This window comes from Pseudomonas sp. GW822-FHT01E03 (genome assembly GCF_058802985.1).
This window is the reverse complement of the sequence record NZ_JBXAOQ010000001.1, coordinates 248,949-274,410: the sequence shown is the minus strand read 5'-3', so window position 1 is coordinate 274,410 and position 25,462 is coordinate 248,949. Positions and strand designations below refer to the sequence as shown.

At 61.1% G+C, this 25,462-nt stretch carries 22 protein-coding genes; 12 read left to right on the top strand and 10 right to left on the bottom strand.

The window, feature by feature from the left end; all coding sequences use genetic code 11:
- Window positions 1-18: 18 nt before the first annotated feature.
- The 7 genes from AC1RP7_RS01160 to gloB all read right to left on the bottom strand — a co-directional run bounded on the left by AC1RP7_RS01160 (window position 19) and on the right by gloB (window position 9,896).
- Complete coding sequence (locus AC1RP7_RS01160; protein ID WP_090455008.1) at window positions 19-1,629, bottom strand: ABC transporter ATP-binding protein; 1,611 nt, start codon at window positions 1,627-1,629, stop codon at window positions 19-21.
- A 1-nt stretch (window position 1,630) separates the two neighbouring features.
- Window positions 1,631-2,650, bottom strand: coding sequence for an ABC transporter permease (locus tag AC1RP7_RS01155; RefSeq protein ID WP_057715037.1), 1,020 nt, complete (start codon window positions 2,648-2,650; stop codon window positions 1,631-1,633).
- A gap of 1 nt (window position 2,651) precedes the next feature.
- Window positions 2,652-3,725: a microcin C ABC transporter permease YejB gene (locus AC1RP7_RS01150; protein WP_057715036.1), complete on the bottom strand. Its 1,074-nt coding sequence runs from the start codon at window positions 3,723-3,725 to the stop codon at window positions 2,652-2,654.
- Window positions 3,726-3,729: 4 nt separating this feature from the next.
- Window positions 3,730-5,571 carry an extracellular solute-binding protein gene (locus tag AC1RP7_RS01145; RefSeq protein WP_154860118.1) on the bottom strand — a complete coding sequence of 614 codons (1,842 nt, stop codon included), beginning with the start codon at window positions 5,569-5,571 and terminating at the stop codon, window positions 3,730-3,732.
- A complete protein-coding gene (locus tag AC1RP7_RS01140) occupies window positions 5,568-7,388 on the bottom strand; it encodes an extracellular solute-binding protein (RefSeq protein WP_493181011.1) in 1,821 nt (606 codons plus the stop codon). Before AC1RP7_RS01140 ends, AC1RP7_RS01145 begins: the two co-directional genes overlap by 4 nt.
- A gap of 210 nt (window positions 7,389-7,598) precedes the next feature.
- On the bottom strand, window positions 7,599-9,029 hold the full coding sequence (locus tag AC1RP7_RS01135) for a transglycosylase SLT domain-containing protein (protein WP_493180833.1): 1,431 nt from the start codon (window positions 9,027-9,029) through the stop codon (window positions 7,599-7,601).
- 99 nt (window positions 9,030-9,128) lie between these two features.
- Window positions 9,129-9,896, bottom strand: a complete 768-nt coding sequence (gene gloB / locus AC1RP7_RS01130) for a hydroxyacylglutathione hydrolase (RefSeq protein ID WP_057715032.1) — start codon at window positions 9,894-9,896, stop codon at window positions 9,129-9,131.
- A 65-nt stretch (window positions 9,897-9,961) separates the two neighbouring features.
- Between gloB and AC1RP7_RS01125 the strand changes: the two genes are divergently transcribed.
- From AC1RP7_RS01125 to AC1RP7_RS01105, 5 genes are all read left to right on the top strand, one after another.
- On the top strand, window positions 9,962-10,720 hold the full coding sequence (locus tag AC1RP7_RS01125; RefSeq protein WP_007988453.1) for a class I SAM-dependent methyltransferase: 759 nt from the start codon (window positions 9,962-9,964) through the stop codon (window positions 10,718-10,720).
- Between the two features lie 92 nt (window positions 10,721-10,812).
- Complete coding sequence (gene rnhA / locus AC1RP7_RS01120; RefSeq protein WP_007979123.1) at window positions 10,813-11,265, top strand: ribonuclease HI; 453 nt, start codon at window positions 10,813-10,815, stop codon at window positions 11,263-11,265.
- A 213-nt stretch (window positions 11,266-11,478) separates the two neighbouring features.
- The gene (gene dnaQ / locus AC1RP7_RS01115) at window positions 11,479-12,237 is read left to right on the top strand and encodes a DNA polymerase III subunit epsilon (protein ID WP_046037200.1); all 759 of its coding nucleotides are present in this window, start codon (window positions 11,479-11,481) and stop codon (window positions 12,235-12,237) included.
- 141 nt (window positions 12,238-12,378) lie between these two features.
- Window positions 12,379-14,634, top strand: coding sequence for an Orn/Lys/Arg family decarboxylase (locus tag AC1RP7_RS01110; protein ID WP_090455012.1), 2,256 nt, complete (start codon window positions 12,379-12,381; stop codon window positions 14,632-14,634).
- A gap of 14 nt (window positions 14,635-14,648) precedes the next feature.
- The gene (locus AC1RP7_RS01105; protein WP_057715030.1) at window positions 14,649-15,263 is read left to right on the top strand and encodes a GNAT family N-acetyltransferase; all 615 of its coding nucleotides are present in this window, start codon (window positions 14,649-14,651) and stop codon (window positions 15,261-15,263) included.
- Here the strand turns inward: AC1RP7_RS01105 and AC1RP7_RS01100 are convergent.
- A complete protein-coding gene (locus AC1RP7_RS01100; RefSeq protein ID WP_057715029.1) occupies window positions 15,229-16,122 on the bottom strand; it encodes a LysR family transcriptional regulator in 894 nt (297 codons plus the stop codon). The two genes, AC1RP7_RS01105 and AC1RP7_RS01100, sit on opposite strands and share 35 nt — an antisense overlap.
- Window positions 16,123-16,210: 88 nt before the next feature.
- Window positions 16,211-16,438, bottom strand: a complete 228-nt coding sequence (locus tag AC1RP7_RS01095; protein WP_057715028.1) for a hypothetical protein — start codon at window positions 16,436-16,438, stop codon at window positions 16,211-16,213.
- Between the two features lie 174 nt (window positions 16,439-16,612).
- Between AC1RP7_RS01095 and AC1RP7_RS01090 the strand changes: the two genes are divergently transcribed.
- Window positions 16,613-17,173 (top strand): NADPH-dependent FMN reductase, encoded by a 561-nt coding sequence (locus AC1RP7_RS01090; RefSeq protein ID WP_154860111.1) that lies wholly within the window; start codon window positions 16,613-16,615, stop codon window positions 17,171-17,173.
- Between the two features lie 196 nt (window positions 17,174-17,369).
- Here the strand turns inward: AC1RP7_RS01090 and AC1RP7_RS01085 are convergent, their stop codons facing one another.
- Complete coding sequence (locus AC1RP7_RS01085) at window positions 17,370-18,320, bottom strand: DUF1853 family protein (RefSeq protein WP_218498215.1); 951 nt, start codon at window positions 18,318-18,320, stop codon at window positions 17,370-17,372.
- Window positions 18,321-18,437: 117 nt separating this feature from the next.
- On the opposite strand from AC1RP7_RS01085, the gene AC1RP7_RS01080 reads away from it, so the two are divergent.
- Genes AC1RP7_RS01080 through pepN form a run of 6 tightly spaced genes read left to right on the top strand, consistent with a single transcriptional unit; the run spans window position 18,438 to window position 24,953 of the window.
- Window positions 18,438-19,328: an NAD(+) kinase gene (locus tag AC1RP7_RS01080; RefSeq protein WP_008016128.1), complete on the top strand. Its 891-nt coding sequence runs from the start codon at window positions 18,438-18,440 to the stop codon at window positions 19,326-19,328.
- Window positions 19,325-20,299 carry a metallophosphoesterase gene (locus AC1RP7_RS01075; protein WP_371319467.1) on the top strand — a complete coding sequence of 325 codons (975 nt, stop codon included), beginning with the start codon at window positions 19,325-19,327 and terminating at the stop codon, window positions 20,297-20,299. The genes AC1RP7_RS01080 and AC1RP7_RS01075 overlap by 4 nt, the downstream gene beginning before the upstream one ends.
- Window positions 20,296-21,165, top strand: coding sequence for a rhomboid family intramembrane serine protease (locus tag AC1RP7_RS01070; protein WP_429520877.1), 870 nt, complete (start codon window positions 20,296-20,298; stop codon window positions 21,163-21,165). The genes AC1RP7_RS01075 and AC1RP7_RS01070 overlap by 4 nt, the downstream gene beginning before the upstream one ends.
- A gap of 32 nt (window positions 21,166-21,197) precedes the next feature.
- The gene (locus AC1RP7_RS01065) at window positions 21,198-21,458 is read left to right on the top strand and encodes a YeaC family protein (protein ID WP_053158810.1); all 261 of its coding nucleotides are present in this window, start codon (window positions 21,198-21,200) and stop codon (window positions 21,456-21,458) included.
- Window positions 21,455-22,285 carry a DUF2797 domain-containing protein gene (locus AC1RP7_RS01060; RefSeq protein WP_493180834.1) on the top strand — a complete coding sequence of 277 codons (831 nt, stop codon included), beginning with the start codon at window positions 21,455-21,457 and terminating at the stop codon, window positions 22,283-22,285. Before AC1RP7_RS01065 ends, AC1RP7_RS01060 begins: the two co-directional genes overlap by 4 nt.
- 10 nt (window positions 22,286-22,295) lie before the next feature.
- Entirely contained in the window at window positions 22,296-24,953 is a 2,658-nt protein-coding gene (pepN, locus tag AC1RP7_RS01055) for an aminopeptidase N (RefSeq protein WP_493180835.1), read from the top strand.
- Window positions 24,954-25,462 lie beyond the last annotated feature (509 nt).

Sequence of the window (25,462 nt, the reverse complement as noted above, 5' to 3'; positions counted from 1 at the left end):
TGTTGCTCCTCTTTCAGGTTATTGCGCAGTGGCCGGAGCCAAAAAAGCGGCTTCCAGCAACTGCTGTGTATACGGATGTTGGGGGGCGGCAAAAATGCTTTGCGCGTCTCCCTGTTCGACCACTTGGCCATGCTTGACCACCATCAACTGGTGGCTCAGCGCTTTCACCACAGCCAGGTCATGGCTGATAAACAGATACGTCAGGTTGTACTTGGTTTGCAGTGAACGCAAAAGCTCCACTACCTGGCGTTGTACCGTGCGGTCGAGGGCCGAAGTCGGCTCGTCCAGCAAAATCAACGCCGGTTTTAACACCAATGCCCGGGCAATGGCGATTCTCTGCCGTTGCCCGCCGGAAAATTCGTGGGGGTAGCGGTGCCGGGTTTCCGGGTCCAGACCTACCTCCTTGAGTGCCGCAATGATCGCTTGTTCCTGTTCCGCCTCGGTGCCCATCTTGTGGATCCGCAGGCCTTCGCCAACGATCTGGCTCACGCACATCCGCGGGCTCAGGCTGCCGAACGGGTCCTGAAACACCACTTGCATCTCCCGTCGCAGCGGCCTGACCTGTTGCTGCGTCAGGCAGTCTAGCTGCTGGCCTTCAAAGCGGATGGCACCCTTGCTGGCGATCAACCGCAAAATTGCCAGGCCCAGGGTCGATTTGCCGGAACCGCTTTCTCCCACTATCCCCAGGGTCTGGCCCTGGGGCAGGCTGAAATTGATGCCGTCGACCGCCTTGACGTAATCCACCGTGCGCTTGAGCAGGCCTTTCTTGATCGGAAACCAGACTTTGAGGTCCTCGACCGCCAGCAACGGCGGGCCGATCACGTTGCTTGCAGGCTTGCCGCCGGGCTCCGCTGCCAGCAGTTCCCGAGTGTACGGATGCTGCGGCGCGCGGAACAGTTCTTCGCACGATGCCTGTTCGACGATGCAACCTTGCTGCATGACACATACGCGATGCGCAATTCTTCGCACAAGGTTCAAATCATGGCTGATCAGCAGCAGGGCCATGCCCAATCGGGCCTGCAATTCCTTGAGCAATTCGAGGATTTTCAGCTGAACGGTCACGTCCAGCGCGGTGGTCGGCTCGTCGGCGATCAGCAGTTCCGGCTCGTTGGCCAGGGCCATGGCGATCATCACCCGCTGACGCTGGCCGCCGGACAATTCGTGGGGCAGGGCCTTGAGTCGCTTGTGCGGCTCGGGGATGCCGACCATCTCCAGCAGCTCCAGGGTGCGTTTGGTCGCAACCTTGCCGGTCAGGCCCTTGTGGATGCCCAGCACTTCGTTGATCTGCTTCTCGATCGAGTGCAGGGGATTGAGCGAGGTCATCGGCTCCTGGAAGATCATCGCAATCCGGTTGCCGCGAATGTGGCGGATGGTTTTTTCTTTCAGGTCCAGCAGGTTCTGCCCGGAATACAAGATGGTGCCGGACGGATGCCGGGCGAGCGGGTAGGGCAGCAGGCGCAGGATCGAGTGTGCGGTGACCGATTTGCCGGAACCACTCTCGCCGACCAACGCCAGGGTTTCACCGCGCTTGATGTCGAAGCTGACGCCTTCGACCGCCCGCTGGCAGCGATTGCCGACGACAAAATTGACGGACAGGTCGCGCACTTCGATCAGATTGTGCTGATTCATTTCACTTCCTCGGGTCGAAGGCATCGCGAGCGGACTCGCCGATGAACACCAGCAGACTCAACATCAAGGCCAGCACCGCAAAGGCGCTGATGCCCAGCCACGGCGCCTGCAGGTTGGATTTGCCCTGGGCCACCAGTTCACCCAGGGACGGGCTGCCCGCCGGCAAGCCGAAGCCGAGGAAGTCCAGGGCGGTCAGCGTACCGATGGCGCCGGTGAGGATGAACGGCATGAAGGTCATGGTCGAGACCATCGCGTTGGGCAGGATGTGACGGAACATGATCGCGCCGTTCTGCATGCCCAGGGCGCGCGCGGCGCGCACGTATTCCAGGTTGCGCCCGCGCAGGAACTCGGCGCGCACCACGTCGACCAGGCTCATCCATGAGAACAGCAGCATGATCCCCAGCAACCACCAGAAGTTGGGCTGCACGAAACTGGCAAGGATGATCAGCAGGTACAGCACCGGCAATCCAGACCAGATTTCCAGGAACCGCTGCCCGGCCAGATCCACCCAGCCGCCGTAGAAACCCTGCAAGGCCCCGGCGATCACGCCGATGATCGAGCTGAGCACGGTCAGGGTCAGGGCGAACAGTACGGAAATGCGGAAACCGTAGATCACCCGGGCCAGCACGTCGCGGCCCTGATCGTCGGTGCCCAGCAGGTTGTCCGTCGAGGGCGGGGCCGGGGCCGGGACTTTCAGGTCGTAGTTGATGCTCTGGTAGCTGTAGGGAATCGGCGCCCACAGCACCCAGGCGTCTTTGGCCTTGAGCAGTTCACGGATGTACGGACTCTTGTAGTTCGCCTCTAGCGGAAATTCACCGCCGAAGGTGGTTTCCGGGTAGCGTTTGAGCGCCGGGAAGTACCAGTTGTTGTCGTAGTGCACCACCAGCGGCTTGTCGTTGGCGATCAACTCGGCACCCAGGCTGGCGCCGAACAGGACCAGGAACAACCACAGCGACCACCAGCCACGCTTGTTGGCCTTGAACAGTTCGAAGCGGCGGCGATTGAGAGGGGACAGGTTCATCTCAATGCTCCCGGCTTTCGAAGTCGATGCGTGGATCGACAAAGGTGTAGGTGAGGTCGCCGATCAGTTTCACCACCAGCCCGAGCAGGGTGAAGATGAACAGCGTGCCGAACACCACCGGGTAATCGCGGTTGATCGCCGCCTCGAAACTCATCAGGCCGAGGCCGTCGAGGGAGAAGATCACCTCCACCAGCAACGAGCCGGTGAAGAAGATGCCGATGAAGGCCGAAGGAAACCCGGCGATCACCAGCAGCATGGCGTTGCGGAACACGTGGCCGTACAGCACGCGGTGGTTGGTCAGGCCCTTGGCCCTGGCGGTGATCACGTATTGCTTGTTGATCTCGTCGAGGAAGCTGTTTTTGGTCAGCAGGGTCATGGTTGCGAAGTTGCCGATGACCAGCGCGGTCACCGGCAGCGCCAGGTGCCAGAAGTAGTCGAGGATCTTGCCGCCCATGCTCAGTTCATCGAAGTTGTTCGAAGTCAGCCCGCGCAAGGGGAACCAGTCCAGGTAACTGCCGCCGGCGAACACCACGATCAACAGGATGGCGAACAGGAACGCCGGGATCGCGTAGCCGACAATGATCGCCGAACTGGTCCAGACGTCGAAGTGGCTGCCGTGCCGCTTGGCCTTGGCGATCCCCAGCGGGATCGACACCAGGTACATGATCAGCGTGCTCCACAGCCCGAGGGAGATCGACACCGGCATCTTTTCCTTGATCAGGTCGATGACCTTGGCGTCGCGGAAGAAGCTGTCGCCGAAATCCAGGGATGCATAGTTCTTGACCATGATCCACAAGCGTTCCGGCGCCGATTTGTCGAAGCCGTACATGTGCTCGATTTCCTTGATCAGCGCCGGGTCCAGGCCCTGGGCGCCGCGATAGGCCGAGCCTGCCACCGAGACTTCGGCACCACCGCCGGCGATGCGGCTGGTGGCGCCCTCGAAGCCTTCGAGCTTGGCGATCATCTGCTCCACCGGTCCACCGGGGGCCGCCTGGATGATCACGAAGTTGATCAGCAGAATGCCGAACAGGGTCGGAATGATCAGCAACAGTCGCCGAAAAATGTACGCCAGCATCTGATTACTCCGTGCCCGCAGGATCGGCCTGCAGTGTGGTTTCGACTTCTATTGCCGGCTTGATGTCCGGCTTGACCCACCAGGTGGCCGTGCCGATATCGTATTTAGGCGAGACCTTGGGATGGCCGATGTGGTTCCAGTAGGCCACGCGCCAGGTCTTGATGTGCCAGTTGGGTATTACGTAATAGCCCCATTGCAGAACTCGGTCCAGCGCGCGGGCGTGGGCCACCAGGCTGTTGCGCGAATCGGCGTTGATCAGTTGCTCGACCAGTTGATCGACCACCGGATCCTTCAGGCCCATGGAGTTGCGGCTGCCGGGCTTGTCGGCGGCGTCCGACATCCAGAATTCCCGTTGTTCGTTACCCGGCGAGTTGGACTGCGGGAAGCTGCCGACGATCATGTCGAAGTCCCGGGAACGCACGCGGTTGATGTACTGCGAGACGTCGACCCGGCGGATCACCAGATCGATGCCCAGGTCGCTCAGGTTGCGTTTGAACGGCAGCAGCACCCGTTCGAATTCGGTCTGGGCCAACAGGAACTCGATGACCACCGGCTTGCCGGTGGCGTCGACCATCTTGTCATCGACGATGCGCCAGCCGGCCTCCTGCAGCAATTGATAGGCTTGCCGTTGCTGGGCGCGGATCATGCCGCTGCCGTCGGTGGTCGGGTTCTGGAAGGCTTCGTTGAACACCTGAGGTGCCAGCTTGCTACGGAACGGTTCGAGGATCGCCACCTGATCGGTGTCAGGCAGGCCGGTGGCGGCCATTTCCGAGTTCTCGAAGTAACTGCGGGTACGCGCGTAGGCACCGTTGAACAGTTGCTTGTTGGTCCATTCGAAATCCAGCAACAGCGACAGGGCCTGGCGCACACGCACATCCTGGAACACCGGGCGGCGCATATTGAACACGAACCCTTGCATGCCGGTGGGATTGCCGTTGGGAATCTGTTCCTTGACCAGTCGACCTTCGGTGACCGCCGCAATGTTGTAGGCGTTGGCCCAGTTCTTCGCGGTCATTTCCAGCCAGTAGTCGAACTGCCCGGCCTTGAGCGCTTCCAGGGCCACGGTGTTGTCGCGGTAGTAGTCGGTGGTCATCACGTCGAAGTTGTAGAAACCGCGATTGACCGGCAGGTCCTTGCCCCAGTAGTCCTTGACCCGCTCGTATCGCACCGAGCGTCCGGCTTTCACTTCGCTGACCTTGTACGGGCCACTGCCCAGCGGGATTTCCAGGTTGCCCTTGTTGAAGTCGCGGTCGGCCCACCAGTGCTTGGGCAGCACCGGCAACTGGCCGAGGATCAGCGGCAACTCGCGGTTGTTGGTGTGCTTGAACTTGAACAGTACGGTGAGCGGGTCTTCGGCGATCACTTCGGCCACATCGCTGTAGTAGCCGCGGTACATCGGCGCGCCGTCCTTGGTCAGCATCTGGAAGCTGAACACCACGTCCTCGGCGCGTACCGCATGGCCGTCATGGAAACGTGCTTCGGGGCGCAGGTAGAAGCGCACCCAGGCGTTGTCCGGGGCTTTCTCGATCAGGCGGGCGATCAAGCCGTACTCGGTGAACGGCTCGTCCAGGCCTTGCTTGGCCAGGGTGTCGTAGATGTTGCCGATATCGTCCGCCGGCACGCCTTTGCTGATGAAGGGGTTAAGGCTGTCGAAGCCGCCGAAACCGGCCTGGCGGAAAATCCCGCCCTTGGGCGCGTCCGGGTTGACGTAGTCGAAGTGTTTGAAATCGGCCGGGTATTTCGGCGGTTCGTTATACAAGGTCACGGCATGTTGCGGGGCGGCGCAGGCCAGCCCGGCGAACAGCAGACCGCTGGCCTGCAGGAGCAGGGCACGGATGGGTTTCATTGATCTTTCTCCGAAGATTTCAGCCACCACGCGTTCAGGCCCAGGGTGTAGGGCGGGGTGGTGACGAAGGCGAGCCGGTTGCGGTACCCCAGGCGGTGATAATTGAGGTACCAGTTGGGAACGATGTAGTGCTGCCACAGCAGCACGCGGTCGAGGGCCTTGCCGGCGGCGACCTGTTCATCGCGGGTCCGGGCGGCCAGCAACTGTTCGAGCAAATGGTCGACCACCGGGTTGGCAATGCCGGCGTAGTTCTTGCTGCCCTTGACCCCGGCCTGGCTGGAGTGAAAGTACTGCCATTGTTCCAGGCCCGGGCTGAGTGTCTGGTTGAGGGTCATCAGAATCATGTCGAAATCGAACTGGTCGAGGCGCTGCTTGTATTGCGCGCGATCGACCGTGCGCAGCCGCGCGTCGATGCCGATGCTGGCCAGGTTCTCGACGTAAGGTTGGAGGATGCGTTCCAGGTTCGGGTTGACCAGCAGCAGTTCCAGGCGCAGCGGCTGCCCGGCGGTGTTTTGCAGGCGCTGGCCATTGAGCTTCCAGCCGGCTTCGGCGAGCAGGCCGAGGGCTTTGCGCAGGGTCTCCCGGGGAATGCCGCGGCCATCGGTCTGCGGCAGGCTGAACGGCTCGGTAAAGAGCCTCGCCGGCAGTTGCTCGCGATAGGGCTTGAGCAGCAGCCATTCATGTCCGACCGGCAAACCGCTGGCCGAGAACTCGCTGTTGGGGTAATAGCTCATGGCGCGTTGGTAGGCGCCGCCGAACAGCGAGCGGTTGGTCCATTCAAAGTTGAACATCAGCCCCAGCGCTTCACGGACCTTGGTGTCCGAGAAAGCCGGACGGCGGCTGTTCATGAACAGGCCCTGGGTCTGGGTCGGGATCTGATGGGGAATCTGCGTCTTGATCACCTCGCCGCGGCGTACGGCGGGGAATTTGTAGCCGGTGTCCCAGTTCTTCGCCTGGTGCTCGATATAGATGTCGAATTCACCGGCCTTGAACGCCTCGAACGCCACGACGCTGTCGCGGTAGAACTCGACTTCCATGCGGTCGAAGTTGTACTTGCCGCGATTGACCGGCAGGTCCTTGCCCCAGTAATCCTTGACCCGTTCGAAGACGATCTGTCGTCCTGGCGTGACCGAGGTGATGCGATACGGCCCGCTGCCCAGCGGCGGCTCGAAAGTGGTGGCCTTGAAGTCGCGGCCTTTCCAGTAGTGCTGCGCCAGCACCGGCATTTCACCCAGGCGCAGGATCAGCAGCGGATTGCCGGCACGCTTGAACACGAAACGGATGCGCTGCGGGTTGAGGATGTCGACCCGCGACACTTCCTGAAGACTGGTGCGGTACAGCGGATGGCCTTCCTTGAGCAACACGCGATAGGAGAACGCGACGTCGTAGGCGGTGATCGGCGTGCCGTCATGGAAGCGTGCTTCGGGACGCAGGTTGAACACCACCCAGCTGCGGTTCTCGTTGTACTCCACCGACTGGGCAATCAGGCCGTAGCTGGACGCGGGCTCGTCACCCGAAGGTGCGTACTGCCCCGTGCCGACCATCAGCGGTTCGTTGAGCTCGTTGATGCCGTATTGCAGGAAACTCGGCGTGGTAACCGGGCTGGTGCCCTTGAAGGTGTAGGGGTTGAGCGTGTCGAAAGTGCCAAACGCCATCACCCGCAAAGTACCGCCCTTGGGCGCTTGCGGGTTGACCCAGTCGAAGTGGGTAAATCGGGCCGGGTACTTGAGCGTGCCGAACTGCGCATAACCATGGCTTTCGCTGATCGTCGCGCTTGCGGTGGAGCTCAAGGCCAGGCTGATCAGGAGGAGGGGCAGGGGACGCTTCAAATAGGGGATCCGATCCAGGCGGCTTGGGCTTTGTGGACCGTACAGTAACAGCTTGTATGGACAGGAAAAAGACGGGGGATCCGGGCGATCGCATTCCTGTAGGAGCGAGCTTGCTCGCGATGGTGGTCAATGATGACGCGGGGCACCTGAATCAACTCGGTGCCCTTGGGTTTTTCGCGAGCAAGCTCGCTCCTACAGTTAGTGCGGATTAGCCACCGTCAACATCTGACCAGGCTTGAGCGCCTGGCCGACACGCGGATTCCAGCGCTTGAGGTGCTGCATCTCCACGTTGAAGCGCTTGGCCACGATGTACAGCGAGTCGCCTTGCTGGACCTTGTACTTGGCCTGCTGCTTCTTGGTATTGGCTGCAATCACGGTGTTGACGCGCCCGGCGTTGCGTTTGCTGTTGTCCTGCATGACCAGGGTCTGGCCGGGCTTGAGGTTCTTGCCGCTCAGTTTGTTCCAGCGTTGCAGGTCCTTCACGTCAACGTTGTTGGCCTTGGCGATGGAACCGAGGTTGTCACCCCGCTTGACCCGATAGGAACGCTTGACGCTGGCGACCTGGCTGTCGTCGGCACCTTCGAAGACCGGCTTGAGCGATTTCTTGCTGATCAGTTCTTCAGGACGCATGGTCTGCAGGCTGCTGGTCAGCAATTGCGCCTTGGAGGTCGGCACCAGCAGATGTTGCGGGCCATCCAGGGTGGTGCGCTGCTTGAAGGCCGGGTTGAGCTGGAACAGTTCGTCTTCGTCGATATTGGCAACTTCAGCAACCTTGGACAGGTCCATGCGCTGGTTAATTTCGACGACCTGGAAGTAGGGCTCGTTGGCGATCGGATTGAGGTTCACACCGTAGGCTTCCGGCGCCATCACCACCTGTGACAGTGCCAGCAACTTTGGCACATAGGCCTGGGTTTCAGAGGGCAGCGGCAGGTTCCAGTAGTCGGTCGGCAGGCCGAGGCGTTCATTGCGCTCAATGGCCCGGCTGACGGTGCCCTCGCCGGCGTTGTAGGCCGCCAGGGCCAGCATCCAGTCGCCGTTGAACATGTCGTGCAGGCGGGTCAGGTAATCCAGGGCGGCGGTGGTCGACGCGGTGATGTCGCGACGGCCATCATAGAAGCGGGTTTGACGCAGGTTGAAGTAACGCCCGGTGGACGGGATGAACTGCCAAAGACCCACCGCGTTGGCCCGGGAATAGGCCATCGGGTTGTAGGCGCTTTCAATCACTGGCAGCAGGGCCAGTTCCAGCGGCATGTTGCGTTCTTCAAGACGTTCGACGATGTAGTGAATGTAGAGGCTGCCACGCTCGCCGGCGTTTTCGAGGAAAGATGGATTGCTGGCGAACCACAGGCGCTGTTGCTCGATGCGCGGGTTGACGCCCAGCCCGTCTTGCAGCTGGAAGCCCTGGCGCATGCGCTCCCAGACGTCCTGGGGAATTTGCGGGCTGGGTTTTTCGCTGAGCCAGATCGGCTTCTGCTTGGCGCGCGCGGCGATGTTCTGCGTGTGCGCCGCATCGGTCTGCGGCGCATGGCTGGAACAGCCCGCCAGGGTGGCGGACACAGCCACCGCAATGGCTTGAGCCAAGCGGGTCAATGCGTCTGAACTGATGGCTTTGCGAATAGGTGACGACATTGGCTGGAAGTAAGTTCCGGGCAAAAATGTCGGGCGATTCTAGGAAGCGCACCCTGCGCGGTCAACCTTTCAGAATTGTTGCAATCTTGATAGGCCTCTTTAGAACCTGTCTTTCCACGCTCGAAGCGCCGCAAAAACCATATCGGGCGCCGAGTTATCGGTGCCGGTCCGTTCGTCCGCTTTTTCTTTAACGGATGTTTCGCCGGAGCGCAAAAACGGGTTTGTTAGCTTTTCCAGCGCCAGTGTCGACGGCAGCGTCATGATCCCGGATTCCCGTTGGCGGGTGACTTTGGCCAGGCGCTCGGCGGTGTGCGGGTTGTTCGGTTCGACGGCCGCGGCAAACTTCAGGTTGCCGAGGGTGTATTCGTGGGTGCAGTACACCAGCGTGTCTTCCGGCAACCCGGCCAGGCGTGTCAGCGAACTGTACATTTGCTGTGGCGTGCCTTCGAACAAGCGTCCGCAGCCGGCGGCAAACAGTGTGTCGCCGCAGAACAGCAAGCCGTGATGGTAATAGGCGATGTGCCCCAGGGTGTGGCCGGGGACCGCGAGGACGTCGAAGTCCCAGCCGAGCACGCAGACCTTGTCGTTGTCCTTTAGCGCAACGTCCCGCGCCGGGATCGTTTCGCTGGCCGGACCATAGACTTTCGCGTCCGTCGCTTTTTTCAGCTGTTCGACGCCGCCGACGTGGTCATGATGGTGATGAGTGATCAAAATATCACTCAGTACCCAGCCCGGATTGGCCGCAAGCCAGGCTTGTACGGGGCCGGCATCACCCGGGTCGACGACCGCGCAGCGCTTGCTGCCGTGGTCTTGTAACAACCAGATGTAGTTGTCGGTGAAGGCGGGCAGGGCAGTGATCTGTATCATCGTCGGATTCGCCAAGCGGAAAACATTGGCGCATCTTAGAACTTCCTGGCGCGTTGGAGAATGCAATGACTGATAAAGCGTTCGCACAAGCCGATCCTGACTGGCTGGCGTTGATCAGCGCCGCCCGCGAATGGCTGGCCGGTCCCCTCGGGCAATTTCTGCTGGACGAAGAGCGGCGCATGCTCGAAGACGAGCTCGGGCGGTTCTTTGGTGGTTATCTGGTGCATTACGGTCCCTCGGCCCAGACTCCGCCGTCTGCCCCTCAGGTACAGCGCAATGTACGCCTTGGTGCGCCGTTGCCGGGGGTCGAGATCGTTTGTGAGGAGCAGGCCTGGCCGCTGAGCGAGCATGCCGCCGATGTGGTGGTGCTGCAGCATGGCCTGGATTTCTGCCTGTCGCCCCACGGTCTGCTTCGCGAGGCGGCAAGCAGCGTACGTCCCGGCGGGCATTTGCTGATCATTGGCATCAATCCCTGGAGCAGTTGGGGCCTGCGGCATGTGTTTGCCCAGGATGCGCTGCGCAAGGCGCGCTGCATTTCGCCGTCACGGGTCGCCGACTGGCTGAACCTGCTGGGTTTCGCGCTGGAGAAACGCCGCTTCGGGTGCTATCGTCCGCCGCTTGCGTCACCGGCGTGGCAGACCCGCCTGGCCGGTTGGGAGCGCAAGGCCGGTGACTGGCAACTGTCGGGCGGCGGCTTCTATTTATTGGTGGCGCGCAAGATCGTGGTGGGCTTGCGACCGGTCCGCCAGGAGCGGCGCGAACCGATGGGCAAGCTGATCCCGTTGCCGATGGCCAAGGTCAACCGGCGCAACATCGAACCGTAATACACACTTTTCATTTGTGGCCGGGCATGTCCCGGCTTCGGGCGTCGTCGATCAGCGATCGGCGGGCCAGCGCATTTTCTGGATAGATTGGCATGAGCGATAGCGTAGAACTGTTCACCGACGGCGCCTGCAAAGGCAACCCTGGTCCTGGCGGCTGGGGCGCACTGCTGGTGTGCAAGGGCGTTGAAAAGGAACTCTGGGGCGGCGAAGCCAATACCACCAACAACCGCATGGAGCTGATGGGCGCGATTCGTGGCCTGGAAGAGCTCAAGCGTCCCTGCGAGGTGTTGTTGGTGACCGACTCGCAGTACGTGATGAAAGGCATCAACGAGTGGATGGACAACTGGAAGAAGCGCGGCTGGAAAACCGCGGCGAAGGAACCAGTGAAAAACGCTGACCTGTGGAAGTTGCTCGACGAGCAGGTCAACCGTCACAAGGTCACCTGGAAATGGGTGCGCGGACACATTGGCCATCACGGCAACGAACGGGCCGACCAGTTGGCCAACCGTGGTGTGGATGAAGTGCGTGGGTACAAGCAGGGCTGATTTCGGTACTGCCGATGCACCGCGCCGTGACCTTCGCGAGCAAGCCCGCTCCCACACTGGATTCGTGTCGTCCACAAAGTTGTGAGCCGACGCCGATTCAATGTGGGAGCGGGCTTGCTCGCGAAGGCGGTGACTCGGTGTATCTGAAAGACCCCGGCGAGCGTGTTAACATCGCCGCTTTTGCACGATTGACCGATTGAGAGCTGAGCACTGATGGCCACCAGATCCGTTGTACTCGACACCGAAACCACCGGCATGCCGGTGACCGACGGCCACCGGATTATCGAAATCGGTTGTGTCGAGTTGATCGGCCGACGCCTGACGGGCCGGCACTTCCATGTGTACCTGCAACCCGATCGCGAAAGTGACGAGGGCGCGATCGGCGTCCACGGCATCACCAATGAATTCCTCGTGGGCAAGCCGCGTTTTGCCGAGGTGGCCGAAGAGTTCTTCGAGTTCATCAAGGGCGCGCAGCTGATCATCCATAACGCGGCGTTCGACGTTGGCTTCATCAACAACGAATTCGCCCTGATGGGCCAACAGGACCGCGCGGACATCACGCAGCACTGCTCGATCCTCGACACCCTGATGATGGCCCGGGAACGTCACCCGGGGCAGCGCAACAGCCTCGACGCCCTGTGCAAACGCTATGGCGTCGACAACTCCGGCCGTGAACTGCACGGCGCCTTGCTCGACTCCGAGATTCTTGCCGACGTCTACCTGACCATGACCGGGGGGCAGACCAGTCTGTCCCTGGCCGGCAATGCCTCCGATGGCAATGGCTCGGGTGAAGGGGCGGACAATTCGGCCACCGAGATTCGCCGTTTGCCGGCGGACCGTCAGCCGACGCGCATCATCCGCGCCAGTGAAGATGACCTGGCCCGCCACGCGGCGCGCCTGGAAATCATCGGCAAATCCGCTGGTGCCCCGGCGTTGTGGGTGCAGTTGGCCGAGGCTGAAGCCCAGGCATAACACCCTGTTTGGCAGATACTCGCCACAGGTAAACTCCCTCGTCGCCACAAGTTGGTGCATCCCGCTCGCCACATCCGCTGCAACACTCTACCCTGAGGTGATTGGCAGGCTCTGGTCTGCCGCCTCAGGACGCTGAGCCTCATGTACAAAGACTTGAAATTCCCGGTCCTGATCGTTCATCGCGACATCAAGGCCGACAGCGTTGCCGGTGACCGCGTGCGGGGGATTGCCCGGGAGCTGGAGCAGGAAGGGTTCAGCGTCGTTTCGGCGGTGGACTACACCGAAGGACGACTGGTGGCGTCGACTTACCACGGCCTGTCCTGCATGTTGATTGCCTCTGAAGACGCCAGCACCCATTCTCATTTGTTGCAAAACATGGCCGAACTGATCGGTCTGGCGCGGGTGCGTGCACCGGATCTGCCGATCTTCGCCCTGGGCGAAAAAGTGACCCTGGAAAACGCACCCGCCGACGCCATGGCCGAGCTCAATCAGTTGCGCGGCATTCTTTATCTGTTTGAGGACACCGTGCCCTTTCTCGCCCGGCAGGTGGCCCGCGCCGCGCGCAAATACCTCGATGGCCTGCTGCCGCCGTTTTTCAAGGCGTTGGTGCAGCACACGGCGGATTCCAACTACTCCTGGCACACCCCCGGTCACGGCGGTGGCGTGGCGTATCACAAAAGTCCGGTCGGGCAGGCGTTTCACCAGTTTTTCGGGGAAAACACCCTGCGCTCGGATCTTTCGGTGTCGGTACCGGAGCTCGGCTCCTTGCTCGATCATACCGGCCCCCTGGCTGAAGCCGAGGCCCGTGCAGCACGCAATTTCGGCGCCGATCACACCTTTTTCGTGATCAATGGCACGTCCACGGCCAACAAGATTGTCTGGCACTCGGTGGTCGCCCGCGATGACCTGGTGCTGGTGGACCGCAATTGCCACAAGTCGGTGCTGCATTCGATCATCATGACCGGCGCCATCCCACTGTACTTGTGTCCGGAGCGTAATGAACTGGGGATCATCGGCCCGATTCCCCTGAGTGAGTTCAGTCGCGAATCGATCCAGGCCAAGATCGACGCCAGTCCGCTGACCAAGGGGCGTTCACCGAAGGTCAAGCTTGCCGTGGTGACCAATTCAACCTATGACGGCCTCTGCTACAACGCCGAACTGATCAGACAGCAACTGGGCAATAGCGTTGAGGTGTTGCACTTCGACGAGGCCTGGTACGCCTATGCAGCGTTTCATGAGTTCTTTGCCGGGCGCTACGGCATGGGCACCTCCCGTGATGAAGACAGCCCGTTGGTGTTCACCACCCATTCGACCCACAAGTTGCTGGCGGCCTTCAGTCAGGCATCGATGATTCACGTGCGCGATGGCGGTGCGCGGCAACTGGATCGGGATCGCTTCAACGAAGCATTCATGATGCACATCTCGACCTCGCCGCAGTACGGCATCATCGCCTCGCTGGATGTGGCTTCGGCGATGATGGAAGGGCCGGCCGGGCGTTCGCTGCTGCAGGAAATGTTCGACGAAGCCCTGAGTTTTCGCCGTGCGCTGGCCAATTTGCGCCAGCACATTGCCGCCGATGACTGGTGGTTCTCGATCTGGCAACCGCCGTCGGCGGAAGGCATCGAGCGGGTCGTCACCGAGGACTGGTTGCTGCAACCCGATGCCGACTGGCACGGCTTTGGCGGCGTGACCGACGACTATGTGCTGCTCGACCCGATCAAGGTCACGCTGGTGATGCCGGGATTGACCGCCGGTGGCGCCCTCAGCGAGCGCGGGATTCCGGCGGCGGTGGTCAGCAAGTTCCTGTGGGAGCGCGGCCTGGTGGTCGAGAAGACTGGGCTGTACTCGTTCCTGGTGTTGTTCTCCATGGGCATCACCAAGGGCAAGTGGAGCACGCTGCTCACCGAACTGCTGGAGTTCAAGCGCAGCTACGACGCCAACGTCAGTCTGGCCAGTTGCCTGCCCTGTGTGGCGCAAGAGAATGTCGCACGCTATCAGGGCATGGGGCTGCGTGATCTGTGCGATCAGTTGCATGCCTGTTATCGCAGCAATGCCACCGCCAGGCACCTCAAGCGCATGTACACCGTTCTGCCGGAAGTCGCGATGAAGCCGGCGGACGCCTATGATCAATTGGTGCGGGGTGAAGTCGAAGCCGTGTCGATCGATGCGCTGGACGGGCGGATCGCTGCGGTGATGCTGGTGCCGTACCCACCCGGCATTCCGCTGATCATGCCGGGTGAGCGCTTTACCGAGTCGACCCGCTCGATCATCGATTACCTGGCGTTTGCCCGCACGTTCGATAGCAGTTTTCCGGGGTTCGTTGCTGATGTGCACGGATTGCAACATGAAGATCAGGGCAGTGGACGGTGCTACACCGTCGATTGCATCAAGGAATGAGGACATTTCCCAGTATGCAGCCGGTTATAAATCCGAATTATCCAGGGTTGTCGGTACGGGTTGCCGACGAGGGTTTTGCCGCCTATATCTGGGGCAGTGATTTCAGTTTTGAAGTCGCGGCCTACGGTGCGGCACAAATAGGAGCGCCGGTGGCACAGTGGCCTGTCACCCCGATCACGCCTTATCGCAAGTGCTACGGCATCGATCCCGAGGAATTCAGCAGCTTTCGCGATTCCGCCGACAGCGCGATTTTCATGGCTTATCTGGATGACCAGCCCGTGGGGCACCTGGTGGTCAGCACCAACTGGAACGGCTTTGCCCATATCGACGAGCTGGCGGTGCATGCACCGGCCCGGCGGCATGGCGTGGCCAAGGCCCTGCTGGATGTGGCGCAGTTCTGGAGCCGCAAGAAAAAGCTGCCAGGCATCATGCTCGAAACCCAGAACAACAACCTGGGGGCTTGCAGGCTCTATGAACGCTGCGGTTACGTGATTGGTGGGATCGACCACCTGCGCTATCGCGGCATCGATCCGAACACCGCCGAAGTGGCGCTGTTCTGGTATCGATTGTTCGAAAACCCGCTGGAAAATCCGTTCAGTTCGTCAGCATCGCCGCGGCTTGTTCCGTGACGATGGTTAACAGCGTCTGAACCGCCGGAGAGGGTTCGGCGTTTTTCAGGGTCAGGGCGTAGAGGCTGATCGGGACCGCTGGCGCCAGCGGGCAGGTGTCCAGCCCCGAGGCTTTGGCGCCGAGGGCGGTGAAGGGGTCGACGATGGCCAGGCCTTCGCCGGCCTCGACCATGCTGCGCATCATCTGATGCGTCTGGACCCGGGTCTGAATTACCGGGGCAGGGCGCAAGCCGTGCAGTTTGTTTTCCAGCGCCGGGCTCAACGGGTCCTGCCCCTCCAGGCCGATCATCGATTGGCCGGCCAGATCCTGCAGTGAAATGTATTTCTGTTTCGGTTGCAGCCAGCCATGGGGGGCGAGCAACTGGAGTTTGCCCTGGGCGATCACATGGCAGTCGAGGTCTGCGTGATCGGGGTCATGCAGGCTCAGGCCCAGATCGCTTTCACGCAGCAGCAGGCTTCTGACGATGTCGCGGGTGGGCTGGCTCAGCAGCGTGCAAGGCGCATCGGGCAGGCGTCGGCGCAGGGCCGCGATGCTGTGTGGCAACAATTGGTTGGCCAGGGGAGGGGTGCAGATGATGCGCAGCGGCGGCGCCAGGTATTGCCTGAGGCTGTTGGCCAGGCGCTGCACCGGTTCGAGCGCATCATAGACCCGGGCAATTTCCACCTGCAGTTCCCGCGCTTCGCGGGTGGCCTGCAATCGTCCGCGCACGCTGGCGAACAGCATGAAACCCAACTGATCCTCGGCGTCGCGCAGCAAGCGCTCGACTTCGGCCACCGGCAACTGCAGCCATTCGGCGGCGGTGCCCAGGTGACCGGTCTGCAAGAGTGCCTGGATCACTTCGATATGGCGTAAGCGCATGCGTGAAGTCCATGTTCAGCAGGTGGAGGAGTCAGTGGCTGAATCCTACCCCAAGTCCGTGCATATGACTTCTGCTCATAACGACGGGTTATGAAGCGCTGGCGATCTGCGGTTCGCGGGTAATGGTCACGCCGGTTTGCACCAGCATGAATTCATTGTCGTCGACCTTGTTGACGCGGTCGCCAATGGCCAGCTTGTAGGTGGTGACAGGCCCTGAACCTTCTGCCGCCGGGGTGGAGTCCTGAAACTCGTGCACCGAATAAATGCGGCCTTGCGCGTCTCTTGCATGGAACTGACCGACGAGTACTGCTGCCATCTGCTTAGAACCTCTGGAGATAAATCACTCAATTTGCGGCACTGTAGACCGTGCTTGGGCGAGGTAAGTTTTCCTACGGGAAAAAAATAGTCAGGGACGGGGTTTTCGGTCGCCCGCTGTTTGAATCGTCATCTATAACTACAAGCTCTTCCTATCGGACAGTCGAGAAATCTTATGAGCAACGTCTATACGATCGCCGTCGTGGTCGGCAGCTTGAGAAAGGAATCGATCAACCGCAAGGTCGCACGGGCCCTGATAGAACTGGCGCCGGCCAATCTCAAGCTCAACATCGTCGAAATTGGCGATCTGCCGCTCTATAACGAAGATATCGATGGCGCTTCACCGCCGGCAGCCTACAGCACTTTCCGACAACAGGTGAGCTCATCCGACGCGGTGTTGTTCGTGACCCCGGAATACAACCGGTCGGTGCCGGCACCGTTGAAAAACGCGATTGACGTGGGGTCGCGTCCATATGGCAAAAGCGCCTGGAGCGGTAAGCCGGGAGCCGTTATCAGTGTGTCGCCGGGGGCCGTCGGCGGGTTTGGTGCCAATCACAACCTGCGTCAATCCATGGTGTTTCTCAATGTGCCGATGATGCAGCAACCGGAGGCCTATCTGGGGAACGCCGGCTCGGCGTTCGACGAATCGGGCAAGTTGTCCGAGTCGGTAAAGCCGTTCCTGCAAAGTTTCATCAATGCTTATGGGCAATGGGTCGAGCAGCACAAGAAAGACTGATGGTCATTGGCCGGCGCTTTGTCCTGCGAAGCGTTGGACAATCGGGGATACGGTTGTCTCTTTGGAACGGGTTGACCCTATCGCGAGCAAGCTCGCTCCCACAGGGATCTTCAGTGGATACAAGGCGTGTATACGGCTGAGTTCCAATGTGGGAGCGAGCTTGCTCGCGATGGGGCCGGCTCAGACAACGCAAAACTCAGGCATTGCCCGGCACATTCGGCCAAAGATCCGCCACCAGAAACAATCGCTCGGCCTCTTCCCAGTCGCCGCTGGCATTTTCCGTCAGGCGCACCAGCAGTTGTGCTGGCGCCAGCGGGTCCAGGTCATCCAGCCACGCCTGCATCTGTCCGGGGTTCCAGGTGTGCTCCGCCGAATAATGCGCCGGCGCCAGCCAGGCGTGACGGGGCAGGGGTTGCCAGCGACCGGGCGGGCTTTGGGCCAACAACGCCGGCCAATCCTTTTGATGCAACCAGCGACCCCGCAAATGCTGTGGATGGGCACCCAATGGCGGGGCGGCTTGTCCGGGCCACGGGTACAGCAAGTAACCCCCCAGCCATAAATGTGCGCTGAACGCCTGGATATCCAGCGCCGCGAGCACTTCACGGCTCTCGGGGCGTGTGGAAATCGGCAATTGATGCTGGCTCAGGTGCGCCAGTTTGCGGTCGAGCCGGTCGTGGCAGCCCGGGCCCAGCCACTTGGCAGTGTCGTGTCCGTCGCCGGATTGCGGGCCAAGGTAGAGCTTGATCGCCAGTTCCAGGTGATGCACGCCGTCGCGGTCGCGCAGCAGCATGTCAAGTTCACCGAGGGTGTGCCCTTCGCGGCGAATCGGCATGTTGGCGGCAATCAGTTCAATGCCCGGTGCATGCTGCACGGCGAATTGCCAGAGGCGTTCGTAGTACAAACCCAGGCGCCGGGTCCGGGCCTGGGCCAGCCAGTGCAGCAGGCCATAACTGTCCCGATCCAGCTGCCGCAGCCAATGCTCCAGCCGATCCGGTGCCTGCACCCAGTCGCTGCCGGCCAGCGGGTGACGCTGCGGCCACGGGGTATTGTCCAGCATGGGCGGCGCGAGGATGACCCACGCCAGGTCACGCACTTCGGGATGGCGTAACTGATGGGGCAGGTGGAGCAAATCCGGAAATAGCATCATCTTGCGAGCATAGCCCGAAACCCGGGCACACCCCTGAAACTGAAAGGATTTTGTCTACGGGCGGCTTTCGCCCATAATCGTGGTTTTCGCCGCCACGCAGATCCCCGCAGGAGCCCCATGGAGCAATTTCGCAATATCGGCATCATCGGTCGCCTGGGCAGTTCCCAGGTGCTGGATACCGTCCGCCGACTGAAACGGTTTCTGCTCGACCGTCACCTGCACGTGATCCTCGAAGACACCATCGCCGAAGTGCTGCCAGGGCACGGCTTGCAAACCTCGTCGCGCAAGATGCTCGGCGAAGTCTGCGACATGGTCATCGTGGTCGGTGGTGACGGCAGCCTGCTCGGTGCCGCCCGGGCGCTGGCCAAACACAATATTCCGGTGCTCGGCATCAACCGGGGCAGCCTGGGTTTCCTCACCGATATCCGTCCCGATGAGCTGGAAACCAAGGTCGCCGAAGTGCTGGATGGCCACTATCTGGTGGAAAACCGCTTTTTGTTGCAGGCCGAAGTCCGCCGCCACGGTGAGGCCATCGGCCAGGGCGATGCACTGAACGACGTCGTGCTGCACCCCGGCAAATCCACGCGAATGATCGAGTTCGAGCTGTACATCGACGGCCAGTTCGTCTGCAGCCAGAAGGCCGACGGCCTGATCGTCGCGACGCCGACCGGTTCCACCGCCTATGCGTTGTCCGCCGGCGGGCCGATCATGCATCCCAAGCTCGACGCCATTGTGATTGTGCCGATGTACCCCCATACCTTGTCGGGTAGACCGATTGTGGTCGATGGCAACAGTGAGCTGAAAATCGTCGTGTCCAAGGATATGCAGATTTACCCGCAAGTCTCGTGCGACGGGCAGAACCACTTCACCTGCGCGCCGGGCGACACCATTACCGTCAGCAAGAAAGCCCAGAAACTGCGGCTGATCCATCCGCTGGACCACAATTACTATGAAGTCTGCCGGACCAAGCTTGGCTGGGGCAGCAAGTTGGGGGGTGGAGGCGACTGATGCTCGATCCCGCGCGTAGCTACGACCTGATCGGTGACGTGCACGGTTGCGCTCTGACCCTGGAGCACTTGCTCGACCGACTCGGTTATCACAAGCAGGGTGGCGTCTGGCGACATGCCTCGCGCATGGCGGTGTTCGTCGGCGATATCATCGACCGCGGCCCGCGGATTCGCGAGGCACTGCATATCGTCCACGACATGGTCGAGGCCGGTCAGGCGCTGTGCATCATGGGCAACCACGAGTTCAATGCGCTGGGCTGGAGCACGCCGGCACTGCCCGGCAGCGGCAAGCAGTTCGTGCGTGAGCACACGCCGCGCCATGCCCGCCTGCTGCACGAAACCCTGACCCAGTTCGAACACCATCCGGGCGACTGGCACGACTTCCAGCAATGGTTCTACCAGTTGCCATTGTTCGTCGATGCCGGGCGTTTTCGCGTGGTCCACGCCTGCTGGGACGCCGGGCTGATCGAGCCGCTGCGGGCGTTGTTCCCCAACGGCTGCGTCGACGAGCATTTTCTCCAGGCGTCGGCGGAGTCGGGCTCTTTTGCCTGCACCGTATTCGACCGGCTGCTGCGCGGCACGGACATGCGTTTGCCCCATGGCCTGACGATGACCAGCGGCGACGGCCTGGTGCGTTCGTTCTTCCGCACCAAGTTCTGGGAAGACGATCCGAAAACCTACGGCGACATCGTGTTCCAACCGGATGCACTGCCGGAACCCGTGGCCCGGACGCCGCTGTCGTCCACCGAAAAGAACAGTTTGCTGCGCTATGGCATCGATGAGCCGCTGTTGTTCGTCGGCCATTACTGGCGCAGCGGCAAGCCGGCACCGATCCGGCCGAACCTGGCCTGTCTGGATTACAGCGCAGTGCTGTACGGCAAACTGGTTGCCTACCGACTGGATCAGGAAACCCGCCTGGATCCGCAAAAATTCGTCTGGGTCGATGTCGAGCGGCCGGAGGTGCTGCAATGAGTGCTGTAGCGGTATTGCGTCTGCCCCTGGCGGTGGACTTGAGCGGGTTCGTCACCCTGCTCAAGCGCATGCAAGTGCCCCATCGGGTCAGCGAGGAAGCTGGCGAGCAGGTGCTGTGGGTGCCGGACAACATCAGTGAAGACGTGCGTGCGCTGTACGAGCGTTTTCCGGCGGGTGACCCCGATCAGCAACTGGACATTCCGGTGGCGCATACCGTCAAGCGCCCGGGGTTCGTCGAGCAGTTGAAATACGCCAGGGCCACCGCGCTGGTGCTGCTGCTGAGCCTGGTTGTCGGCGCGGTGACCATGCTGGGCGACAACCTTGAAACGATGCGCTGGCTGACCTTCCTCGAGTTCCGCGTGGTCGGCGAATACATCCACTTCACGCCACTGGCCGACAGCCTGGCGGCGGGGCAGTGGTGGCGCCTGGTCACGCCGATGCTGATCCACTTCGGCATCCTGCACCTGGCGATGAACGGCATGTGGTACTGGGAGCTGGGGCGGCGCATCGAGTCGCGCCAGGGCAGTATCAACCTGATCGGCCTGACCTTGCTGTTCAGCCTGGTGTCGAACTTTGCCCAGTATTTCTTCAGCGGCCCGACCTTGTTCGGCGGTTTGTCCGGCGTACTGTATGGCCTGCTCGGGCATTGTTGGATCTTCCAGTTGCTGGCGCCGAACCCGGCCTATCGCCTGCCGCGAGGCGTGCTGGTGATGATGCTGGTGTGGTTGCTGCTGTGCCTGTCCGGGTTGGTCTCGATGATCGGCTTCGGCGAGATCGCCAACGCGGCCCACGTCAGCGGGTTACTCATCGGATGCTTCACCGGTTTGTTGGGCGGTTTGTATAACCGCCGTAAACTGGCCGCCTAATTCAGAACATGCAATAAAGAGACGGAGACCCAATGTCCTCTTTTAACGAAATGATCAAGAACATCACCCCCGATATCTACGAGAGCCTGAAACTGGCCGTGGAAATCGGCAAATGGTCCGACGGTGGCAAGCTCACCGCCGAACAACGCGAGCTGTCGCTGCAGGCAATGATCGCCTGGGAAATCCAGAACCTGCCAGAGGACCAGCGCACCGGCTACATGGGCCCGCAGGAATGCAGCTCCAAGTCGATTCAAGTGCCCAATATCCTGTTCAAATCGGATGCCATCCATTGATCGAGATTGGCCGCGGTGCAATCAGCAAAATGTCGGCGCGCCTGGACGGGCCGAACGTGCAATACGCATTTCGTCTGGGCGAAACCGAGGTCCCGGTCAATCCGTTGGTCGGCACCACGGTGCGCCTGGAATACCTGGGTGCGATCCACTGCACCCATTGCGGACGCAAGACCAAGACCAGTTTCAGCCAGGGTTACTGCTACCCGTGCATGACCAAACTGGCCCAGTGCGACGTGTGCATCATGAGCCCGGAACGCTGCCACTTCGAGGCCGGCACCTGCCGGGAGCCTGAGTGGGGCGAGAAGTTCTGCATGACCGATCACGTGGTGTACCTGGCCAATTCGTCGGGGGTCAAAGTCGGGATTACCCGCGCCACCCAGTTGCCGACCCGCTGGCTCGACCAGGGTGCGAGCCAGGCCTTGCCGATCATGCGCGTATCGACTCGCCAGCAGTCCGGTTTCGTCGAGGATCTGTTGCGCAGCCAGGTGGCCGACAAGACCAACTGGCGCGCTTTGCTCAAGGGCGATGCGGCGGCGGTGAACCTGGCCGAGGTCCGCGATCAGCTGTTCGACAGCTGTGCCGAAGGCTTGCTCGGGTTGCAGCAGCGATTTGGCTTGCAGGCGATCCAGCCGGTGACCGACGTCGAACCGCTGGAAATCCGCTACCCGGTCGAGCAGTACCCGGCGAAGATCGTCAGCTTCAACCTGGACAAGAACCCGATTGCCGAAGGCACGCTGATGGGGATCAAGGGTCAATACCTGATCTTCGACACCGGCGTGATCAACATTCGTAAATACACGGCTTACCAGCTCGCCGTGCATCAGTAAGGACTCCAGCATGCGCACCGAACAACCGAAGATGATCTACCTCAAGGACTATCAGGCGCCCGAGTACCTGATCGACGAAACGCACCTGACCTTCGAGTTGTACGAGGACCACAGCCTGGTCCATGCGCAACTGGTGATGCGCCGCAACCCCGAGCGCGGCCCGGGCCTGCCGCCGCTGGTGCTGGACGGCCAGCAGCTGGAACTGCTGTCGGTCACCCTTGCCGACCAGGAGCTTTCCGAGGCGCAGTATCAGCTGACCGAGAATCACCTGACCCTGCATCCGACCAGCACCACCTTCACGGTCGATACCAGCGTCCGGATCCACCCGGAAACCAATACCGCGCTGGAAGGCCTGTACAAGTCCGGCACGATGTTCTGCACCCAGTGCGAGGCTGAAGGTTTTCGCAAGATCACCTATTACCTCGACCGCCCGGACGTGATGAGCACCTTCACCACCACAGTCGTCGCCGAACAACACAGTTATCCGGTGCTGCTGTCCAACGGCAACCCGATCGCTTCCGGTCCCGGTGAAGAGGGCCGGCACTGGGCGACCTGGGAAGACCCGTTCAAGAAACCGGCGTACCTGTTTGCGCTGGTGGCCGGCGATCTGTGGTGTGTCGAAGACAGCTTCACCACCATGAGCGAGCGCAACGTGGCGCTGCGCATTTACGTCGAGCCGGAAAACATCGACAAGTGCCAGCACGCGATAAACAGCCTGAAGAAATCCATGCGCTGGGACGAAGAGGTCTACGGTCGCGAGTACGACCTGGACATCTTCATGATCGTCGCCGTGAATGACTTCAACATGGGCGCCATGGAAAACAAGGGCCTCAACATTTTCAACTCCAGCGCCGTGCTGGCCAAGGCCGAAACCGCCACCGATGCCGCGCACCAGCGGGTCGAGGCGATCGTCGCCCACGAATACTTCCACAACTGGTCGGGCAACCGCGTGACCTGCCGCGACTGGTTCCAGCTGTCGCTCAAGGAAGGCTTCACCGTGTTCCGCGATGCCGGTTTCTCCTCGGACATGAACTCGGCCACGGTCAAGCGCATCCAGGATGTGGCGTACCTGCGTACCCACCAGTTCGCCGAAGACGCCGGCCCCATGGCCCACGCCGTGCGCCCGGACAGCTTCATCGAGATTTCCAACTTCTACACCCTGACCGTGTACGAAAAGGGCTCGGAAGTGGTCGGCATGATCCACACCTTGCTCGGCGCCGAAGGCTTCCGTAAAGGCAGCGACCTGTACTTCGAACGCCACGACGGCCAGGCCGTGACCTGCGATGACTTCATCAAGGCCATGGAAGAAGCCAATGGCGTTGACCTGACCCAGTTCAAGCGCTGGTACAGCCAGGCCGGTACACCGCGCCTGGCGGTAACTGAGTCCTACGACGCCGCTGCGAAAACCTACAGCCTGACCTTCCGTCAGAGCTGCCCGGAAACCCCGGACAAGGTGCAAAAACTGCCGTTCGTGATCCCGGTCGAACTGGGGCTGCTGGATTCCAAAGGGGCAGCGATTGCCCTGCGTCTGTCCGGTGAAGCCACTGCGCAAGGCACCTCGCGGGTCATTTCGGTGACCAAAGCCGAGCAGACTTTCACCTTCGTCGACATCGCCGAACAACCGTTGCCGTCGTTGCTGCGTGGCTTCTCGGCGCCGGTGAAATTGAGCTTCCCGTACAACCGTGATCAGCTGATGTTCCTGATGCAGCATGACAGCGACGGCTTCAACCGCTGGGATGCCGGCCAGCAACTGTCGGTGCAGGTGCTGCAAGAGCTGATCGCCCAGCAGCAGAAGGGCGAAGCGCTGGTACTCGATCAGCGTCTGGTGGCGGCGTTGCGCACGGTGCTTTCGGATGAGTCGCTGGATCAGGCGATGGTCGCGGAAATGCTCTCTCTGCCAAGCGAGGCGTACCTGACCGAGATCAGTGAAGTGGCGGATGTCGAAGCGATTCACACGGCGCGTGAATTTGCCCGTAAGCAACTGGCTGACGCTTTGTTCGAAGGTTTGTGGCTGCGTTATCAGGCCAATCGCGAGTTGTCGAAGCAGACGCCGTACGTGGCCGAAGCCGAGCACTTCGCTCGCCGCGCGTTGCAGAACATTGCGCTGTCGTACCTGATGCTCAGCGGCAAGCCGGAAGTTGTGGCTGCGACTCTGGAGCAGTTCGATTCGTGCGACAACATGACCGAGCGCCTGACCGCACTTGCCGTGTTGGTCAATTCACCGTTCGAAGCCGAGAAGGCCAAGGCACTGGCCAGCTTCGCCGAGCACTTCAAGGACAACCCGCTGGTCATGGACCAGTGGTTCAGCGTCCAGGCCGGCAGCGTGTTGCCTGGTGGTCTGGAGCGGGTTCGTCAGTTGATGCAGCATCCTGCGTTCAACATCAAGAATCCGAACAAGGTGCGGGCACTGGTCGGTGCGTTTGCCGGGCAGAACCTGATCAACTTCCATGCCGCTGACGGTTCCGGGTATCGCTTCCTGGCGGATTTGGTGATCGAGTTGAATGGCTTCAATCCGCAGATAGCTTCTCGGCAGTTGGCGCCTTTGACTCGCTGGCGCAAGTACGACAGTGCTCGTCAGGCTTTGATGAAGGCGGAGCTGGAGCGGATTCGGGCTTCGGGGCAGTTGTCCAGTGATGTGTTTGAAGTGGTCAGCAAGAGTTTGGCTTGATCTTGGCTTTTGAACTTGGCGGCCTTTGGGCCGACCAGGTTCTTGGTTGATTGAGTACATATCCGTTTCTTCGGTAACGGCGGCTGGCGGTTTCGCCCTTACGGCGAGTCCCTTTGGCAAACGCCCCAAAGGAACCAAAGGTCTCGCCCCGAACGTACGGCCCCTCGCTTAGGCTCGGGGTTCCTTCGCTGCGGTATTCATCCGGGGGCATTGCCCTCCGGTCGGCTTCGCTTCGACCTACATGCAATGAGTTCGACTGCGTCGAACGGCGCTGCGCGCCAATCCCCGGATGAACACCTCCGCTCAGCCTGCCGAGGGGGCGGGTGGATCAAGATCAAGAGCTGCAGGCGAGCTAACGCTCGGCCTGAAGAGTGGTGAGAAGCGATGCGGTGATGCGGGATGCTCTGCTTTTTGCTCTTCTGTGGGAGCGAGCTTGTTCGCGATGGCGGCCTGCCAGTCGCTTGAATCCTATCTGGTTGCACAAAATTTTCAGAACCCCCATCTACGGC

Coding starts and splice junctions, on each gene's coding strand:
- AC1RP7_RS01160 (WP_090455008.1), bottom strand. CDS start 1,629: ATGAATCAGCACAATCTGATCGAAGTGCGCGACCTGTCCGTCAATTTT.
- AC1RP7_RS01155 (WP_057715037.1), bottom strand. CDS start 2,650: ATGAACCTGTCCCCTCTCAATCGCCGCCGCTTCGAACTGTTCAAGGCC.
- AC1RP7_RS01150 (WP_057715036.1), bottom strand. CDS start 3,725: ATGCTGGCGTACATTTTTCGGCGACTGTTGCTGATCATTCCGACCCTG.
- AC1RP7_RS01145 (WP_154860118.1), bottom strand. CDS start 5,571: ATGAAACCCATCCGTGCCCTGCTCCTGCAGGCCAGCGGTCTGCTGTTC.
- AC1RP7_RS01135 (WP_493180833.1), bottom strand. CDS start 9,029: ATGTCGTCACCTATTCGCAAAGCCATCAGTTCAGACGCATTGACCCGC.
- gloB (WP_057715032.1), bottom strand. CDS start 9,896: ATGATACAGATCACTGCCCTGCCCGCCTTCACCGACAACTACATCTGG.
- AC1RP7_RS01125 (WP_007988453.1), top strand. CDS start 9,962: ATGACTGATAAAGCGTTCGCACAAGCCGATCCTGACTGGCTGGCGTTG.
- rnhA (WP_007979123.1), top strand. CDS start 10,813: ATGAGCGATAGCGTAGAACTGTTCACCGACGGCGCCTGCAAAGGCAAC.
- dnaQ (WP_046037200.1), top strand. CDS start 11,479: ATGGCCACCAGATCCGTTGTACTCGACACCGAAACCACCGGCATGCCG.
- AC1RP7_RS01110 (WP_090455012.1), top strand. CDS start 12,379: ATGTACAAAGACTTGAAATTCCCGGTCCTGATCGTTCATCGCGACATC.
- AC1RP7_RS01105 (WP_057715030.1), top strand. CDS start 14,649: ATGCAGCCGGTTATAAATCCGAATTATCCAGGGTTGTCGGTACGGGTT.
- AC1RP7_RS01100 (WP_057715029.1), bottom strand. CDS start 16,122: ATGCGCTTACGCCATATCGAAGTGATCCAGGCACTCTTGCAGACCGGT.
- AC1RP7_RS01095 (WP_057715028.1), bottom strand. CDS start 16,438: ATGGCAGCAGTACTCGTCGGTCAGTTCCATGCAAGAGACGCGCAAGGC.
- AC1RP7_RS01090 (WP_154860111.1), top strand. CDS start 16,613: ATGAGCAACGTCTATACGATCGCCGTCGTGGTCGGCAGCTTGAGAAAG.
- AC1RP7_RS01085 (WP_218498215.1), bottom strand. CDS start 18,320: ATGATGCTATTTCCGGATTTGCTCCACCTGCCCCATCAGTTACGCCAT.
- AC1RP7_RS01080 (WP_008016128.1), top strand. CDS start 18,438: ATGGAGCAATTTCGCAATATCGGCATCATCGGTCGCCTGGGCAGTTCC.
- AC1RP7_RS01070 (WP_429520877.1), top strand. CDS start 20,296: ATGAGTGCTGTAGCGGTATTGCGTCTGCCCCTGGCGGTGGACTTGAGC.
- AC1RP7_RS01065 (WP_053158810.1), top strand. CDS start 21,198: ATGTCCTCTTTTAACGAAATGATCAAGAACATCACCCCCGATATCTAC.
- pepN (WP_493180835.1), top strand. CDS start 22,296: ATGCGCACCGAACAACCGAAGATGATCTACCTCAAGGACTATCAGGCG.